The sequence below is a fragment of the Paraburkholderia sp. BR14312 genome, from assembly GCF_040948675.1.
GTDB classification, from domain to species: Bacteria; Pseudomonadota; Gammaproteobacteria; order Burkholderiales; family Burkholderiaceae; genus Paraburkholderia; species Paraburkholderia nodosa_A.
Map to the genome: position 1 here is coordinate 94,365 of NZ_JBFPKI010000012.1, position 17,028 is coordinate 111,392.

Annotated in this window: 15 protein-coding genes; 13 read left to right on the forward strand and 2 right to left on the reverse strand. The window is 66.0% G+C overall.

The annotated features are described in order from the left end of the window. Positions 1-36 precede the first annotated feature (36 nt). From AB3X98_RS30120 to AB3X98_RS30140, 5 genes are read left to right on the forward strand one after another with little or no spacing between them, the layout of a single operon-like run. Positions 37-2,406, forward strand: coding sequence for a HAMP domain-containing protein (locus tag AB3X98_RS30120; protein WP_368604997.1), 2,370 nt, complete (start codon positions 37-39; stop codon positions 2,404-2,406). 3 nt (positions 2,407-2,409) lie between these two features. Continuing rightward, positions 2,410-3,171 carry a methyl-accepting chemotaxis protein gene (locus AB3X98_RS30125; RefSeq protein WP_141710538.1) on the forward strand — a complete coding sequence of 254 codons (762 nt, stop codon included), beginning with the start codon at positions 2,410-2,412 and terminating at the stop codon, positions 3,169-3,171. Beyond that, on the forward strand, positions 3,168-3,701 hold the full coding sequence (locus AB3X98_RS30130; RefSeq protein WP_069261498.1) for a hypothetical protein: 534 nt from the start codon (positions 3,168-3,170) through the stop codon (positions 3,699-3,701). The genes AB3X98_RS30125 and AB3X98_RS30130 overlap by 4 nt, the downstream gene beginning before the upstream one ends. A gap of 17 nt (positions 3,702-3,718) precedes the next feature. After that, a complete protein-coding gene (locus AB3X98_RS30135; protein WP_368604996.1) occupies positions 3,719-4,705 on the forward strand; it encodes a chemotaxis protein CheX in 987 nt (328 codons plus the stop codon). 40 nt (positions 4,706-4,745) lie between these two features. Beyond that, positions 4,746-5,111, forward strand: a complete 366-nt coding sequence (locus AB3X98_RS30140) for a response regulator (protein ID WP_028229743.1) — start codon at positions 4,746-4,748, stop codon at positions 5,109-5,111. 55 nt (positions 5,112-5,166) lie between these two features. On the opposite strand, the gene AB3X98_RS30145 is transcribed toward AB3X98_RS30140, so the two are convergent. After that, positions 5,167-7,488 carry an FdhF/YdeP family oxidoreductase gene (locus AB3X98_RS30145; protein ID WP_368604994.1) on the reverse strand — a complete coding sequence of 774 codons (2,322 nt, stop codon included), beginning with the start codon at positions 7,486-7,488 and terminating at the stop codon, positions 5,167-5,169. Positions 7,489-7,693: 205 nt separating this feature from the next. On the opposite strand from AB3X98_RS30145, the gene AB3X98_RS30150 reads away from it, so the two are divergent. The 7 genes from AB3X98_RS30150 to AB3X98_RS30180 all read left to right on the forward strand — a co-directional run bounded on the left by AB3X98_RS30150 (position 7,694) and on the right by AB3X98_RS30180 (position 15,229). Beyond that, positions 7,694-9,175, forward strand: a complete 1,482-nt coding sequence (locus AB3X98_RS30150) for a PLP-dependent aminotransferase family protein (protein ID WP_368604993.1) — start codon at positions 7,694-7,696, stop codon at positions 9,173-9,175. A gap of 11 nt (positions 9,176-9,186) precedes the next feature. Beyond that, complete coding sequence (locus AB3X98_RS30155) at positions 9,187-9,495, forward strand: helix-turn-helix domain-containing protein (protein ID WP_069261495.1); 309 nt, start codon at positions 9,187-9,189, stop codon at positions 9,493-9,495. A gap of 39 nt (positions 9,496-9,534) precedes the next feature. Next, the gene (locus AB3X98_RS30160; RefSeq protein WP_368604992.1) at positions 9,535-10,464 is read left to right on the forward strand and encodes a LysR family transcriptional regulator; all 930 of its coding nucleotides are present in this window, start codon (positions 9,535-9,537) and stop codon (positions 10,462-10,464) included. Positions 10,465-10,554: 90 nt separating this feature from the next. Continuing rightward, positions 10,555-10,980: a MarR family winged helix-turn-helix transcriptional regulator gene (locus AB3X98_RS30165; RefSeq protein ID WP_069261493.1), complete on the forward strand. Its 426-nt coding sequence runs from the start codon at positions 10,555-10,557 to the stop codon at positions 10,978-10,980. Between the two features lie 91 nt (positions 10,981-11,071). Further along, a complete protein-coding gene (locus AB3X98_RS30170) occupies positions 11,072-12,157 on the forward strand; it encodes an HlyD family secretion protein (RefSeq protein WP_368604991.1) in 1,086 nt (361 codons plus the stop codon). Positions 12,158-12,221: 64 nt separating this feature from the next. After that, complete coding sequence (locus AB3X98_RS30175) at positions 12,222-13,757, forward strand: DHA2 family efflux MFS transporter permease subunit (protein WP_141710551.1); 1,536 nt, start codon at positions 12,222-12,224, stop codon at positions 13,755-13,757. A gap of 8 nt (positions 13,758-13,765) precedes the next feature. Then, a complete protein-coding gene (locus AB3X98_RS30180; RefSeq protein WP_368604990.1) occupies positions 13,766-15,229 on the forward strand; it encodes an efflux transporter outer membrane subunit in 1,464 nt (487 codons plus the stop codon). A gap of 30 nt (positions 15,230-15,259) precedes the next feature. Here AB3X98_RS30180 and AB3X98_RS30185 read toward each other — a convergent pair whose 3' ends face one another. Beyond that, positions 15,260-16,195 (reverse strand): AraC family transcriptional regulator, encoded by a 936-nt coding sequence (locus AB3X98_RS30185; protein WP_368604989.1) that lies wholly within the window; start codon positions 16,193-16,195, stop codon positions 15,260-15,262. Positions 16,196-16,343: 148 nt separating this feature from the next. Between AB3X98_RS30185 and AB3X98_RS30190 the strand changes: the two genes are divergently transcribed. Continuing rightward, complete coding sequence (locus tag AB3X98_RS30190; RefSeq protein WP_069261488.1) at positions 16,344-16,880, forward strand: carboxymuconolactone decarboxylase family protein; 537 nt, start codon at positions 16,344-16,346, stop codon at positions 16,878-16,880. The last annotated feature ends 148 nt before the right edge of the window (positions 16,881-17,028 follow it).

Consider the following 17,028-nt stretch of genomic DNA (forward strand, 5'->3'; position numbering starts at 1 on the left):
GCGCAGCCGGCGCGACGAAGGCCCGGGGATTTCGACATGACCATTCGTCACCGCATCACGCTACTCATCGTCCTGATGTTCGTCGCGCTGTCCGCCATCGGCGGCTACGCGGCCTTGCAGGCCCGCCGCAGCGCCACCGACGTCCGCCAGGTTACCCAGGGCGTCGTGCCGAGCGCTCTCGCTTCATCTGACCTCGTGTCGCTCGTGAAAGACGTGCAGCTCGCGACCATGACGCTCGTCTACGCACCCGACGCCACGGTCGCGTCGCTCGCGCAAAACGAACTCAAGGACAAGGAAGCCGCGTTGCGCGCCGCGCTCGACGTGCAGCGCAAGGCGGCAGCCAGCCACGCGCAGGAAGGCCTCGTTTCGCAGGCGCAGGAAAGCCTCGCGAACTACTTCTCCGCGATCGACGACACCGCGAAGATGAAGGCGAGCGGCAAGAACGACCTCGCGCAGGCCTATCTCTTCGCGAACGTCGCGCAGTACCGCGACGAACTCGAAGGCATCGTGACGACGATGCGCGTGGAAAAGAACCGCCAGAAGGACGACGCGATCCGCACGCTCAACGGCACGCTCGACACCACGACGAGCGCGATCGCAGGCGTGACGGGCGGCGCGGTGCTGCTGCTCACGCTCATCGGCGCGCTGCTCTACCGCCAGATCACGCGGCCGCTTTCGCGCATGCAGGCCATGATGAGCGAGATCGCGTCCAGCCAGGACTTTACGCGCCGCGTGCCCGTGGGCCGCATGGACGAAATCGGTCATTCGATCGTCGCCTTCAACGGCATGATCGAGAAGATCCAGCAAAGCTCCGCGCAGCTCAAGCGCAAGACCGCCGACATTCAGGCGATGCTGCAGAACATGCAGCAGGGCATTCTCACGGTGGTCGAAGGCGCGACGATCCACAACGAATATTCGGCGTATCTAGAAGCAATCTTCGAAACGAACGAGATTGCGGGCCGCTCGCTGATGGACCTCGTGTTCTCGCACACGGATCTCGACGCCGACACCCTCGCGCAAATCGACGCCGCCGTGCACGCGTGCCTTGGCGAAGACGACGTGAACTTCGCCTTCAATCAGCATCTGCTCGTGAACGAAATCACGCGCACGCTGCCCGATGGCCGCGCGAAGGTGCTCGACCTGAGCTGGTCGGCCATCACCGACGAAAACGACGTGGTCGTGCGCCTCATGCTGTGCGTGCGCGACGTGACGGAGCTGCGCGAACTCGCGGCCGAAGCGGGCGAGCAGAAGCGCCGCCTCGAAATGATCGGCGAAATTCTCGCGGTGAGCGAAGAGAAGTTCCATCACTTTGTGGAAAGCTCGACGAGCTTCATTCACGAGAACGAGCACATCATTCGCCAGCACGACTGCGCGGACACGAGCGCGATTGCCGCGCTGTTCCGCAACATGCATACGATCAAGGGCAATGCGCGCACGTACAGCCTGCAGCATCTCACGGGCGTGGTGCACGAAGTCGAGCAGCGCTATGACGCGTTGCGCCGCGAGGACACGAGCCACGCGTGGGACCAGCAGGCGCTGATCGCCGATCTGGAGCGCGTGAAGACGGCGCTCGAGCACTATTCGAGCATCAACGAAGTGAGCCTCGGGCGCGGCCCGCGTGCGGCTGGCGCGCAAAACGGCGCGGCGAGCCTCACGGTCACGCGCGAAGCGATCGAAGAGACGCTGCGCATCGTCGATCGCACTGACGACAACGACCTGCCGGCCCTGCGTGCGATGCGCGCCGAACTGCGCGCTACGCTGCGCGCCATCGGCACCGAGCGCGTGGCCGATGCGCTCGCGGGCGTGACCGGCTCGCTGCCCTCGCTCGCCCAGGAACTCGGCAAGGTGGAACCGGTGGTGCGGATCGCGGACAACGGCTATCGCCTGCGCAGCGAGGCCGCCGGCACGGTGAAGAACGTGTTCATGCACCTGCTGCGCAACTCGCTCGACCACGGCATTGAAATGCCGGCGCAGCGCCGCGCCATCGGCAAGGACGAGTCGGGTCACATCGACATCGACGTGAACGTGCACGACGGTGCGCTGCAACTGACGCTCGCCGACGACGGCCGCGGCCTTGCGCTCGCGCGCATTCGCGGCATTGCGGTTGAGCGCGGCTGGCTGCAGGCCTATGAAGCGGTGAGCGACGACGTGATCGCGGCGTTCATTTTCCGCCCCGGCTTTTCGACGGCGACGAGCGTGACCGAAGTCTCCGGCCGCGGCGTGGGCATGGACGCGGTGCGCGATTTCCTCGAACGCGAGGGTGGCGCCATCGAACTGCGTTTCACCGATGATCGCGCGGGCGCCGATTATCGGCATTTCCAGACCGTCGTGCGTTTGCCGCAGCAGTGGGCCGTAAAGATGGCGGATGCAACACAGGCAAAGCAAGAGGAAGCGCTGGCGGGCTAGCGCATGGCGGGGGTGGAAGTGGTCTTACCGTATTTGATCGAAGGTGCAGCGCTTATCGCGCTGGCGGCCGGCGCGGCTGTCCTGTGGGGCAAGCGTGCGCAAACGCACGCACGTGAGGCAGCGCGCGCGCAGGATGCCGCGCACGCAGCCACGCTTGCACAGGCTCAAGCGCACCACACGGCGCAGCAGGAAGACGCCGCACGCGAACACGAGTCGCTGGCTGCGCAGATCGAGTCGCTGCGCGCGGAACTCGCGCAGCGCAGGTCCGTGGCCGACGCACTCGAAGCGGCGCTCGCCAGCGAGCGCGCACAGCGTGACGACGCCATGCAGCACGCGGCGCGCATCGCGAGCGAGGCTGCGCGCCTGAAGCTCATGTCGTCGACGTTCGAGCGCTGGCACGAGCAGATGATCTCGCTGATGGCGCAGAACAACGACATGCACAAGAAGAACCAGGAGCTGTCGTCGATCGTGAGCCATGTGCTCATCGTCTCGCTCAACGCTTCGATCGAAGCGGCGCGCGCGGGCGCGGCCGGCCGTGGCTTCTCGATCGTGGCGGGTGAAGTGCGCTCGCTCGCCACGCGTTCGCAGGAACTCTCGAAGAGCTACCGCGACAGCCTGAACCGCAACGACCTCATCACGGCCGCGACGTTCCAGGACATTCAGGCGGGCGGCAAGATGATCGCGGCGACGCTCGCGAGCGTGGAAGCGTCGACGCAGCAGCTGCATCACCAGCTCGAAGCGACGCGCGCCGGGGCGCACGCATGATCGGCACGCAAGCGAAAGACAGCATCGAGCGGATTTTTTTCGCGGCGGCGCGCATGCGTCTCGTGACCGACGCGCAGCACAGCTGTGAAATCGAGCCTCGTGCGGGCGACGCGCCCCAGGGCGAGCACCTGGTCGTGCTGACGATTTCGTCGATGCAGTTCCGCCTGCTGTTGCTGCTGCACTTCGAAGATGACGAGCGCACGCGGCGCTACTACGTGGGCGACGCCGCGCGTGCGCTCACCGAGTGCTTCATGGAGTTCGGCAATCTGTGCTGCGGGGCCATGAACCAGCGGCTGGTCGAGCATTTCCCCGACCTCGGCATGTCCACGCCCTATGCGCTCAGTAGTGGATGTCTTCCGTATCTGCGCGAACTGAAGCCGGATTACGTGCAGTCGTACGCGCTCACGATCGATCACGACGTCCGGCTTGGCGCCACGCTGTGCGTCTGCACGCAGGCGCCGCTCGATTTCGTGGCGAGCACCGCCGCAGTCGAAGTGCACGACAGCGCGGGCGAACTCGAGTTGTTTTGAAGGCAGAGAAAGGAAACATGAACACGAACAAGCCAGTCAGCAAGCTGTTGCTGCTGGAAAGCGATACGGCGCGCGCCGAGGCGATCGCGCAAACCGCAGCCGCACACGATTGCGTGTGCGTGTCGGTGCGACGCGATGCGCTCTCTGCGGCGCTGAAGACGCACTACGACCTGGGCGGCGTGCTGCTAGGCGAGGACTTTGGCGGCACGCTCGAAGCCGCGGCGGCGGTGGCCGTCGCGCTGGAAGCGGAGCGCCCCGAACTGCCCGTCGTGCTGCGGCGCGCGGCAAACGGGCACGGCGATGCGTTGCCCGAGCCGTTGCGCCGCCTGCCGTGCGCGAGCTGGCACGAAAGCGATCCCGAAACGTTGATCGCGGCGCTCGAAGCGCACGTGTTCTCGCACGACTATCCGGACCCGCTCGTGGACGGCATCACCGACATGACGCTCGGGCGCCTGCGCGGCCTCTTTGCCGGACTCGAGGTGAACTGGGACACGCCGAGCATCGTGCGCGACCGCATCATCTTCGGCGAGGTGTTGACGCTGATTCCGATCGAGACCGCATGGTGCCGCGGCTGGCTTCTCATGCAGACCGAGGAGGCGCCGCTGATCGAACTGCTGCCGCCGCGCGCGGGCCGCGATGAAGCGAGCGACTTCCGCGACGTGAACGGCGTGCTCGCCGAGCTCACGAATCTCGTGTGGGGTGCGTTCCGCAACCGCTACCTGGGTAACGCACACGCAGCCGGCGAGGCGGGTTGGGGCCGCGCGCAGGTGCAGGTGCCGCTGCTCATCAATCATCGGCGGCGCTATCTGTCGTTTGGCTCTGACAACCCGCAGCTGTGCATCAAGTACCGGCTCACGTGCCCGGATACGGGCCGCGAAGTGGTGATCGACCAGCGGTTCGTGTTCAGCCTCGGCTGGTCGCGCGAAGGGTTTGACGAGACGGCCGCTCAGGCCGCCGCCGCTGCCGTCGAAGAGCAGGCCAGCGGCGAACTCGAATTATTTTGATCAAATGCGCGCCCAACGCGGCGCAACAGAGAGGGACAGCATGGCAAAGATTCTGGTGGTGGACGATTCGAGCACGGTGCGCGACGAAGTGGCCGGCTTTCTGCGCAAGAACGGTCTGGACGTGGACACGGCCGTGGACGGCAAGGACGGCCTGGCGAAGCTGCGCTCGAACCCCGGCGTGAAGCTCGTGGTGAGCGACGTGAACATGCCGAACATGGACGGCCTCACGATGGTCGAGAAGATTCGCAGCGAACTCGCGAATACGGCCGTGAACGTGGTCATGCTGACCACGGAAAGCAGCCCGGCCATGAAGGAGCGCGGCAAGGCGGCTGGCGTGCGCGGCTGGATCGTGAAGCCGTTCAAGGGCGAAGCGGTGCTGGAAACGTTCCGCAAGCTCGCAAGCTAAGCGCAGCGCATGCAAAAACGCCCCGGCGCCATTGCCGGGGCTTTGGGATCAGACATCACGCCGCGATGGCGTGATCGATAGCCTTCGCCGGGGTCAGCAGGACCGGAATCGACTTCGAAGTCGGCGTGCCCGCGCCGTCTGCAATGGACGAAAGCGGCACGAGCGGATTGGTCTCGGGGTAGTACGCGCCGAGGCAGCCGCGTGGAATGTCGTACTCCACCAGCATGAAGTCCTCGACGTGGCGCTCGACGCCGTCGTCCCACACGCTCGTGATGTCCACGTGCTGGCCCGGCTCGAAGCCGAGCATCGTCATGTCTTCGCGGTTCGCGAACAGCACGCGGCGCAGGCCGTACACGCCGCGATAGCGGTCGTCGAGACCGTAGATCGTCGTGTTGTACTGATCGTGCGAGCGCGTGGTCATGAGCGTCATGAGGCGCGGACCGTGCTCGGCGCGCGCGCGATGAATGGGCGTATCGAGCGCGATGGCGTGCACGACGAACTGTGCCTTGGCGCTCGGCGTTTTCCACACGCGCTCGCGCGAGGCCACACCCAGGTGGAAGCCGCCCGGGTGCTTCAGGCGTTCGTTGTAGTTCTCGAAGCCGTCGAACACTTTTTCGATGCCGTCGCGGATCTTCGCGTAGTCGGCGGCGAGGTCGAGCCAGTCTACCTTGTCGCTGCCGAGCGTGGCGTGCGCCATGCGCGCGACGATCGCGATTTCCGAAAGCAGGTTCGTCGAAGCGGGCCGGTTCATGCCGTAGGAGATGTGCACCATGCTCATCGAGTCCTCGACGCTCACGCCTTGCGGCACGCCGTTCTGCAGGTCGATCTCGGTGCGGCCGAGCGTGGGCAGAATGAGCGCGTCGTGGCCGTGAACGAGGTGGCTGCGGTTGAGCTTCGTCGTCACGTGCACCGTGAGCGCGCACGCGCGCATGGCCTCCCACGTGCGCGGCGTGTCGGGCGTGGCGATCGAGAAGTTGCCGCCCAGGCCGATGAACACCTTCACGTGGCCTTCGAGCATCGCGTGAATCGTTTCTACGACGTCGTAGCCGTGCTCGCGCGGCGGCTCGAAGTCGTAGGCCTTGCCGAGACGGTCGAGGAACGCCTGCGTGGGTTTTTCCTCGATGCCCACCGTGCGGTCGCCCTGCACGTTCGAATGGCCTCGCACGGGGCATAGGCCCGCGCCGCGGCGGCCGATATTGCCGCGCATCATCATGAGGTTCGAAAGCAACTGGATCGTCGCCACCGAATTCTTGTGCTGCGTGAGGCCCATGCCCCATGTCGAGATGACGGCTTTGCCCTTCACGTAGATGTCGGCGAGCTTGAGCACCTCGTCGATCGGCACGCCCGCTTCGGCGACGATCGTGTTCCACGATTCGGCGCGCAGGTCGGCGGCGAATGCGTCGAAGCCCACGCAGTGTTCGGCGATGAAATCGACGTCGAGCACGCGTTCCGTGCCTTGCGCGAGCGCTTCGTCGTCGAGTTCGACCACGCGCTTGGCCACGCCCTTGATGAGCGCGAAGTCGCCGCCCACGCGCGGACGGATGAACACCGAGCTGATCTGCACGCCCTTGGGCGAGAGCATGTCGAGCGTGTGCTGCGGGCTCGCGAAACGCTCCAGCCCGCGCTCCTTCAGCGGATTGATCGAGACGATGGTCGCGCCGCGCTTCGCGCATTCGCGCAACTCGCCGAGCATGCGCGGATGGTTCGTTGCCGGGTTCTGGCCGAAGATGAGCAGGGTGTCGGCGTGCTCGAAGTCGTCGAGCGTGACCGTGCCCTTGCCGATGCCCACCGTGCCCGGCAGGCCGCGGCTCGTGGCCTCGTGGCACATGTTCGAGCAGTCGGGGAAATTGTTCGTGCCGTACATGCGCACGAAGAGCTGGTAGAGGAACGCGGCCTCGTTGCTCGCGCGGCCCGAGGTGTAGAACGCGGCGCGGTTCGGGTCGTCGAGCGCGTTGAGGTGCTTCGCGATCAGCTTGAACGCGTCGTCCCACTCGATCGGCACGTAGCGGTCCTGCAGCGCGTCGTACACGAGCGGATCGGTCAGGCGGCCGTGCTGCTCCAGTTCGTAGTCGGACTGCGCCATCAGTTCGCTAACCGTGTGCTCCTGGAAGAAGTGCGGCGTCACGCGCTTGCTGGTCGCCTCCGCCGCCACGGCCTTCACGCCGTTCTCACAGAATTCGAACGTGGAAGCGTGCTCGCGGTCGGGCCACGCGCAGCCGGGGCAGTCGAAGCCGTCGGGCTGGTTCTGCTTGAGCAGCGTGCGGTAATTGCCGCCCGTCACCTTCTCCTTGATCAGGTTGATGGCGACCTGCTTGAGCGCGCCCCAGCCGGCGGCGGGATGATGATACGGCTCGATGCGACCTTGCGGCTTCTTCATGATGCGGTTGGCTTTTCGTCTTCCAGGGCGGTCTGCCCGATGACTCAAGGCTACTGTGTTCCTGTGCTCCCGGAGATCACAGAAAAACCAAAAAGCAAGGGATACAGTTGCGGTGTTTTGTCATAGACTTGCCGGGATCGGCATCGGCCTCGCGCGCGTGGCTTTACCCCTTCGCCTGATTGAACATGACCGGAACGACCCGAACGTGACCCGCTACGAGCAACTCGCCGACGATATCGAAGCCGCCGTGCGCCGCGGCGTGTTCGGCCCCGGCGAGCGCATTCTCTCCGTGCGGCGCGCGAGCCAGCAGCACGGCGTGAGCATCAAGACGGTGCTGCGCGCCTATGCGCTGCTGGAAAGCCGCAGCGTGATCGAGTCGCGACCGCAATCGGGGTATTTCGTGCGCGCGCGCGTGGGCGCACCGCAAGGGCGCGGCGCGGCGGGCGTACAGGGCGCACAGGGCGCAGAGGGCAAGGACGCCGCCTCGCCGGGCAAGCCGCGCCGCGCCAGCGCGCCGAGGCAACCCGTGCCCGCCAACGTGGATGTGAGCCGGCTCGTGCTTTCCACGCTGCGCAGCATCGGCGCGCGGGACGCCGTACCGCTGGGCTCGCCGTACCCGGACCCGGCGCTGTTCCCCTGGCGGCGCATCAACCAGTACGCCAACGCGATTGCGCGCCGCCATGCGAGCTGGAACCTGATCGACGACCTGCCGCCCGGCAACCCGGAACTGATCCGCCAGATCGCGCGGCGCTATGCCGAAAACGGCGTGAGCGTCGATCCCGAGGAAATCGTCATCACCGTGGGCGCGACCGAGGCGATCAACCTGAGCCTGCAAGCCGTGGCCAGGCCGGGCGACACGGTGGCCGTCGAATCGCCCACCTACTACGCCATGCTGCACGCCATCGAGCGTCTGGGCATGCGCGCGATCGAAGTGAGCACGCACGCGGATACCGGCATCGACCTCGACGCGCTGGAGCGCGTGCTGGCGCGCCAGAAGGTCGCGGCCTGCATGGTGATGCCGAACTTCCAGAATCCGCTCGGCTTTCGCATGCCCGACGCAAACAAGGCGCGGCTCGTGGCGCTTGCCGAGGCGCACGACTTGCCCGTGATCGAGAACGACGTCTATCAGGAGCTGTACTTCGGGCAGACGCGTCCTTCCACGCTCAAGCAGTTCGACATGCGCGGCCTCGTGCTGCATTGCGCCTCGTTTTCGAAGAGCCTTTCTGCCTCGTACCGCATCGGCTGGGCGCTGCCGGGGCGCTACCGCGCGCAGGTCGAAAAGCTCAAGTTCCTCAACACGCTCACGACACCCTCGGTTCCCCAGGTGGCGCTCGCCGACTACTTGCGCCACGATGGCTACGACCGGCATCTGCGCCGCGTGCGGCGCTTCTACCGGCAACAGGCGCGGCTCATGCGGGCGATGGTCGAGCGCTTCTTTCCAGCGGGCACGCGCACCTCGGAGCCGCAAGGCGGCTACGTGCTGTGGGTGGAACTGCCGCCGCGCGTCGATTCGATGCGGCTCTATCAGGCGGCGCTCGCGCAGGGCATCACCATCGGGCCAGGCTACATGTTCTCGATGCGCAACGAGTATCACCACTACATCCGGCTGAACTACAGCTACCCATGGAACGCGCAGACCGAAGCCGCGCTGAAGACGCTAGGCGAAATGGCCGCGAAGATGGCATGAGGAGACAGACGATGAACGCAGATAAAGAACGCGAAGACGGCGACGCTGACGAGTTGGGCGTCGACCCGGTGCTGATCGCGGTGCTCGAGCAGTTGTGGCGCGCGGAATGCGAGAAACACGAGCGCCAGGGGCGCGCATGGTCGCTCGCGAAACTCTCGAAGCAGGCCGGCGTGCCGATGAGCGGATTGCGCAGACAATTGACGGCGCTCGTAGACGGCGGCCTCGTGGTGACGACGCAGGCCGAAGATGGGAGCGGCACGGCGAGTTTGTCGGACGAGGGGCGGGCGTTTTGTGCGGAGGTGTTCGGCGAGGGCGACTGAAACGCATTAAGCTACGCCAACACCATTCCCCTCACGACCATGGATTACATCGACAGCCTGCGGATCTTCCGCTCCGTCGTCGAGGCGCGCAGCTTCACGCGCGCCGCGGACATGCACAGCCTCACCACGCCTGTCGTCTCGCGCGCCATCGCGCGCCTCGAAAAGCGCCTTGGCAGCCGGCTCTTTCATCGCAGCACGCGCGCGGTGTCGCTCACCGAGGCGGCCGAGCGCTTCTACGAAGGCTGCTGCCGCGTGCTCGACGATCTCGATGCGCTGGAGGCCGACGCCACCGTGCAAACGCGCGAAGCGAGCGGCGTGCTGCGCCTGGTCGCGCACACCACGGCCACGGTCAATCGCCTCGTGCCGCTCATCGCCAGCTTCAAGCGCACGCATCCCAAGGTGACGCTCGACGTGATCCTCACCGAGCGCCCCGTCGATCTCATCGCGGACGGCTACGATCTCGGCCTCGTGCTGCCGTTCATGCTCAACAACGAATCGACCGTCACGCGCCTGCTCGAGCGCATTCCGCTCGCGCTCGTCACGACGCCCGCGTATCTCGCAGCGCGTGGCACGCCGAGGCATCCTGCCGACCTCGTCGACCACGTGTTCGTGCCGATGCCGCCTTCCATGCGCAAGCCCGCGATCGCGTTTCGCGTGGGCGACGAGGAAGTCGTCGTGCCGTTGCACCACGAAATCGCCTCGAACAATCCCGAGTTCAACCGCGCGATGGTGCTGCAAGGCTTCGGCATCGGCATTCTCCCCACCGCGCTCGTCGGGGAGGAACTGGAGGCGGGCAAGCTCGTGACGGTACTCGACGACTTCCCGCTCGTCGACATGCAGATCGAGATTCGCCTCGCGTATACCACGCGCACGCTGCTGCCGGCGAAGGTGCGCGCGTTCATCGACCACGCCACGGCGTTTTTCGATGACGTGACGCACGACGCGGCCCTGGAGGCGAAGGCTAATTGAAAGCATGGCCGCGATTATTGTCGCCGCGGCCATAATGTGATGCCGTGCGTAAGGCTTGTTCGGGGCCTGATTGCCGCCTACTCTGTGCATATGCACATCTACCAGTCACCCGAGCACGACGATTGTTTTGCCGTACGCCAGGCCGCGCGGCATCTGTCGCAGCTTTACGAGCGGCACTTGAGCGCGGCAGGACTCACGCCCACGCAGTTCAGCATTCTCGGCGCGCTGGGCCGTGCGTCGAGTCTCACGATGGCGGAACTCGGGCGCTCGATGGTGATGGAGCGCACCACGCTCGTGCGCGCCTTGCGGCCGCTCCTGCGAGGCGCGCTCGTGGCCGATGCGCCGGACGGCGGCGAACGACGCCGCCGTCTCGCGCTCACGCAAGCGGGCCGCACGCGCCTCGAAGCGGCGCACGACCACTGGCGCGCGGCGCAGGACGAATTCGAGCGCCGTTTTGGCGCACGACGCGCCGCGTGGCTGCGGCGCGAGCTGTTTCGCATCACACGGGCGGTTTAACGTTTTCGGTTGGATTTGTGGGTTGCGTCGCGCTTGTTCCCATCGCGGCGTTTTTTTCATCTTTAGTAGTGTATATGCACAGGTAAACGTCATGTCGAGTCCTTCCACTTCCGTCGTGGTCGAGCCCACGCAAGCGAGAGCGCGTACGCGCATCTCGCGCATGCGTCTCGCGCTAGGCGCGGTCGCTCTCGTGCTGGCGGCTGCCGCCGGCTATTGGTTCCTTGTGCTGCGCTTCGTCGAGACCACCGACGACGCCTACGTCGGCGGCAATGTCACCGTGATGGCGCCGCGCGTGAGCGGCTTCGTCGCCGAGATTCCCGTGCAGGACAACCAGCGCGTGCACGCAGGCCAGGTGCTGCTGCGTCTCGATTCGCGCGACTATGACGCGAAGCTCGCCCAGGCCAACGCGGAGCTGGCGAGCGCGCGCGCCGCGGTCGACGAGTTGCAGGCGAGGCGCACGTTGCAGGAAGCGGTGATCAACCAGCACCAGGCCGAAGTGCGCGCCTCGAATGCGGAACTCACGCGCAGCGGTCAGGACCAGACGCGCTACCGCGAACTGGTGAAGGACGACGCGGTCTCGAACCAGCTGGTCGAGCGCGCGGATTCCGACTACGCGAAGGCCCAGGCGTCGGTTGCGCAAAGCGGCGCGGCGGTGCTGGCGGCGCAACGCCAGCTCGACGTGCTGGCCGCGCAGATCAACGACGCCCAGGCGCGTGTCGCAACGGCCGAGGCCAACCAGCGCCTCGCGCAACTGAACGTCGAATACACGACCTTGACCGCGCCCGTGGATGGCTACATCGGCAATCGTACGGCGCGGGTGGGCACGCTTGCCAACGTGGGCGCGCCGCTGCTGACCGTGGTGCCTGCCACGGGCCTGTGGGTGGACGCGAACTTCAAGGAAGACCAGTTGAAGAAGATGCACGCAGGGGACCGTGCCGACGTGACGCTCGACGCGGCCAGCGGCACGCTGCACGGCACCGTGGAGAGCCTCGCGCCCGCCACCGGTGCGACCTTCAGCGTGCTGCCGCCCGAGAACGCCACGGGCAACTTCACGAAGATCGTGCAGCGCGTGCCGGTGCGCATTCGCGTCGACGCGAATGCGCCGGCGGACCTGCAAGCCGCGCTGCGGCCCGGTCTTTCGGCGACCGTGAAAGTGCATCTCACGCAAGCGCATTGAAGGGGCCACGACGATGAACGCCACGACCAGCGCCGACCCGACACTCGCTCCCCATCTGCAGCCGATGGCGCAACGCGCCTTCGCGTTCGCGCTGATGTGCATCGGCTTCTTCATGGCCACGCTCGACATCCAGATCGTCGCTTCGTCGCTGCGCGACATCGGCGGCGGTCTTTCCGCGAGCCAGGACGAGCTCTCATGGGTGCAGACGGCTTATCTGATTGCCGAGATCATGGTGATCCCCATGTCGGGCTGGCTCTCGAAGGTGTTCTCCACGCGCTGGCTTTTCGTGGCCTCCGCGGTGGGCTTCACCATCACGAGCATGCTGTGCGGCCTCGCCTGGGACATCAACTCGATGATCGTGTTCCGCGGCCTGCAAGGCGCACTCGGCGCGGCGATGATCCCCACCGTGTTCACCACGGCCTTCGTGCTCTTTCCCGGCAAGCAGCGTCTCGTCGCCTCCACGACCATTGGCGCGCTCGCCTCGCTCGCGCCCACGCTCGGGCCCGTGATCGGCGGCTGGATCACCGATCAATGGTCGTGGCATTGGCTGTTCTATCTGAACCTCGTGCCGGGTATTGCGGTGGCTGCGCTCGTGCCGAAGTACGTGAACATCGACAAGCCCGATCTTTCGCTGCTCAAGCGGGGCGACTATCTCGGCATCGTGCTCATGTGCGGCTTTCTCGGGTGCCTCGAATACGTGCTCGAAGAAGGCCCGCGCAAGAACTGGTTCGGCGACGACGTGATCGTTGCCTGTACGTGGATCTCCGCGATCTGCGGCTTTCTCTTCATCGTTCACGCGCTCACGGCGAAGGACCCCATCGTCGATCTGCGCGCGCTGCTCGTACGCAACTTCGGCATTGGCAGTCTGCTTTCGTTTGTCACGGGCATCGGCATTTTCGTGGCCGTTTATCTCACGCCGCTCTTTCTCGCGGAAGTGCGCGGCTACAGTTCACTGCAGATCGGCTTGTCGCTGCTTTCGGTGGGCGTGTTCCAGTTGCTCGCGCTGGGCGTCTACGCCTTCGCCACGCGCTATTTCAGCATGCGCGCGCTGATGCTGTTCGGGCTGATCTGCTTCGGGTTTGGCTGCTACCTGTATGTGCCGCTCACGCACGACTGGGGCTGGCAGCAGTTCCTGGTGCCGCAGGCGCTGCGCGGCATTGGCCAGCAGTTCGCCATTCCGCCTATCGTCACGATGTCGCTCGGTTCGCTGCCGCCTTCGCGGCTCAAGTCGGCCAGCGGTCTCTTCAATCTCATGCGCAACCTGGGCGGCGCGATCGGCATTGCCGTGAGCGCGACGATGCTCAACGACCGGCTCAACTTTCACTATCTGCGCCTGAACGAGAGCGTGACCGGCGGCGCACCGCAGGTGCAGCTGCTGCTGGCGGGCCGTACCGCGTACTGGTCGTCCGTGGCGGGCAATGCACTCGATGCCGCCGAAGCGGGCCTCGCGCAACTGCACGCACTGGTTCTGCGCGAAGCGCTCGTGATGACGTTCTCCGATACGTTCTTCGTGCTCTCGCTTTGCTTCCTGGTCGCCATTGCGAGCGTGGCGTTCTCCAAGCCGATTTCGCTGGGTGGCCCGCCGCCCGACGCCCATTGAGGTGCCCCATGAAAACCCCTGAACGCTCATCGACTCCCATGCGTCTCGTACTCTCGCTGCTTTCGGCCGCCGTGCTCGCCGCATGCGCGGTGCAGCCCGCGCAGCATCCCGACCTGCCCGCCACGGTGCACGAAACGGCGCCGGTGGCATGGCGGATCGACGCGCCGCAGGACGCCATCGAAGCGCGCGCCTGGTGGGCGCAATTCGGCGACCCGACGCTCGATACGCTGCTCGCCACGGTGCTCGAAGGCAATCTCGACTTGAAGGCCGCCGCCGAACGCGTGAAGCAGGCGCAATCGATCACGACGCAAAAGCACGCGGCGCTGCTGCCGCAACTGGACTTCACCGCGCATGGCGCTTATACGCGGCAGAACACGCCGCCGCCGCTCGGCTATGTGAAGCAGGCGGGCGCGGGTCTCGCGCTGAGCTGGTCGCCCGACGTGTTCGGCGGCGAGCGGCTCGACCTGCTCGCGGCGCAAGCGAACCTCGTGGGCCAGAAGCATGCGCTCGATGCCGTGCGTCTCGCGCTGGCGGCGAATACGGCCTCGGCGTACGTCGATCTGCGCTATGCACAGGCAGAGTTGAAGATCCTTCAGGATAACCTGGAGATTCGCAAACACACCTTGCTGCTCACGCAAGACCGCCTGAAATACGGCCTTTCCACGCAACTGGACGTGGCACGCGCACAAACGCAGCTAAGCGAACTGCAGGCGCGCATTCCGCGGGCGCAGGCGAGCATCGATCATCAGTTGAACCTGATCGCGGTGTACACGGGACGCACGCCGGAGTCGGTGGCGCAGCTCGCGCTCGCGCAAACGGCGCCCATTCCCGGCGTGCCCGCGAGCGTGCCGCAGATGCTGCCTTCCGAAGCGCTGCTGCGCCGCCCCGACGTGCAGGCCGCCTACGCCACCGTGCAGCAGCGCGCGGCGGAAGTGGGCGTGGCGCGCGCCGAGCGTTATCCGAAGTTCACGCTCAATCTCACGGACGGCATTCTCGCGGCGTCCTACCTCGGCATGCCCACGCTCACGGATAACCTCTTTAGTGCGGCGATCGGCGCGACGAGTCCGATCTTCAACGCGGGGCGCATCACGGCCGACATCGACCAGAGCGAGAGCCGCATGCGCGAGTCGCAACTGAATCTGCAGGAGACCATGCTGCAGGCTCTGCGCGAAGTGGAAGACAGCCGCAGCGATCTCGTGAGCACGGCGAGCCAGACGCAGCAGTTGAACGACGCGCTGGCTTCGTCGGCGCAATCGCTCAAGCTCGCTAACCAGCTCTACAAGGGCGGCGCCACGGACTTTCTCGATGTGCTGAGCGCGCAGCAAACCTTGCTCGCCGATCAGGACCTGCTCAACGACGCGCAGCGCGAGCGCGCGCAAGCGGCGGTGGCGCTCTACCGGTCGCTGGGCGGCGGCTGGAGCCAGAGCGGCGACGTGGTGCTCGCGCAGGAAACGCCCGCGCACGGCGGCTAGACGGCACGGCCAGAAGCCATGACTTTGCGCTCAAGCGCTGGAAGCCGCCTCGCGCGCCAGCGAGCGCCACTGCGCCGGCGTCATGCCCACGTGGCGCTTGAAGCCGCGCTGGAACGCGGCGTCCGACTGGTAGCCGACGAATTCGCCGATCTCCGCCACGCTGTCGTTGCTCTGCGCGAGCATGCGGCCCGCGAGTGTCATGCGGATATCGGTCAGCACGTCGGCGGCCGAGCGGCCGATGGCCTCGTCGAAGTGCCGCGCGAAGGTCGCGCGCGACATGTGGCAAAGCTCGGCAAGCTCGGGCAGCGTCCAGGACTTGCCGGGCGCTTCGAACATGGCGTCGATGGCGGGTTGCAGGCGCGGCCGCTGCGCGAGCGCGAGCAGGCCGCGCGGCGGGGCGTCTCCGGCGCTGGCGTAGCGCAGTGTGAGCCCGAACAGCGCGCCCGACAGATGGTTCACGAGCGACTCGCTGCCCGGCGCCGCCTCATACGCTTCGTCGCGCAACAGCGCGATCAGGCGCACGAGACGTTCGGGCGCCTGCGTGCCGTCGCGCGCGCTATGCACGACGAGGCGCGCCGGCAGATTCTCTCGCAGCAGGCGCTGCGGCACGGCAGGCAGCAGGAAGCGGCCGCACAGGACGTCGGCGATGGCGCCATCGCCCACATTCGTTTCGATGCTCACGCCGTTTTCCATCCGCCTGGCAACTACGGCGGGCGCCGTGCCGCTGCCGTCGTGCAGCACGTGCGCGCTGCCCGAGGGAAACAGCACGATGTCGCCCGCATGGAGCGCGACGGGCGCGCCGTGCGCGTCCTCGACGATGGCGCGCCCCGCAAGCAGCACGTGATAGCGGATTTCACGCTCCTTCGCAGCGGGATCGTCGATGCGCCAGGGCGCGCCGAAATGGCAGCGCACGTCGAGGCGGCCGGCAACGGGCATCAGCGCGAGAAGGCGGCTCAGCAGATCCATGGTGGGCGAGTGAGACGATCGAGCATGAAGTCGCGCCATTCTGGCATTAAAAGCGCGACGGTGCGCGACTACACTGCATCCATGCCATCGACGATGGCAGCGCGACACAGACACCCGCTCGCGACCCGCAACGTTAAAGGAGCAAAACATGTCCCGTCTTTCCGCCATCAAGCCCGAAGCCGCCACCGGCGCCGCCGCTGAAATCTTTGCAAAGATCCGCAAGGCCGTGGGAAAGGTGCCCAACGCCTACGCCACCATCGGCACGCATAGCCCCGAAGCGCTCGGCGCGCTGCTCAACATGGAGGCCGTGATCTCCGCCGGCACGCTGTCGAAGCCCGACATCGAAGCGATCAAGCTCGCGGTGAGCGAAGTGGCGGGTTGTGATTACTGTCTCGCCGCGCACACGCTGGCGGGCAAGTTCGCCGGGCTCGCGCCGGAAACGATGAAGGCGGTCCGCGCAGGCGAAGCCACCGGCGACGCGAAGCGTGACGCGCTCGTGCACTTCGTCCGCCTGTTGGTGAAGACGCACGGCACGGTGCCCGAAGCGGAAGTTAGCGCGATTCGCGAAGCCGGTTATACCGAACGCCAGATCGTGGAAATCGCGCTCGCCGTGACGTCGATCACGTTCACGAACCTCGTGAACCGCGTCAACGATACGACGCTCGATTTCCCGGCCGCACCGTAACGTAGCGGCAACGGTTTTACCACCCCGCGTGCGCTGGACACGACATCAATCGTGCCAGCGCACGCGAGCGCTTGTTCCACAAAATCGTTTGATAGTGTGCATATGCATACATAGAATGGTAGTGGAACAGCGCATATGAAAGGAGAGT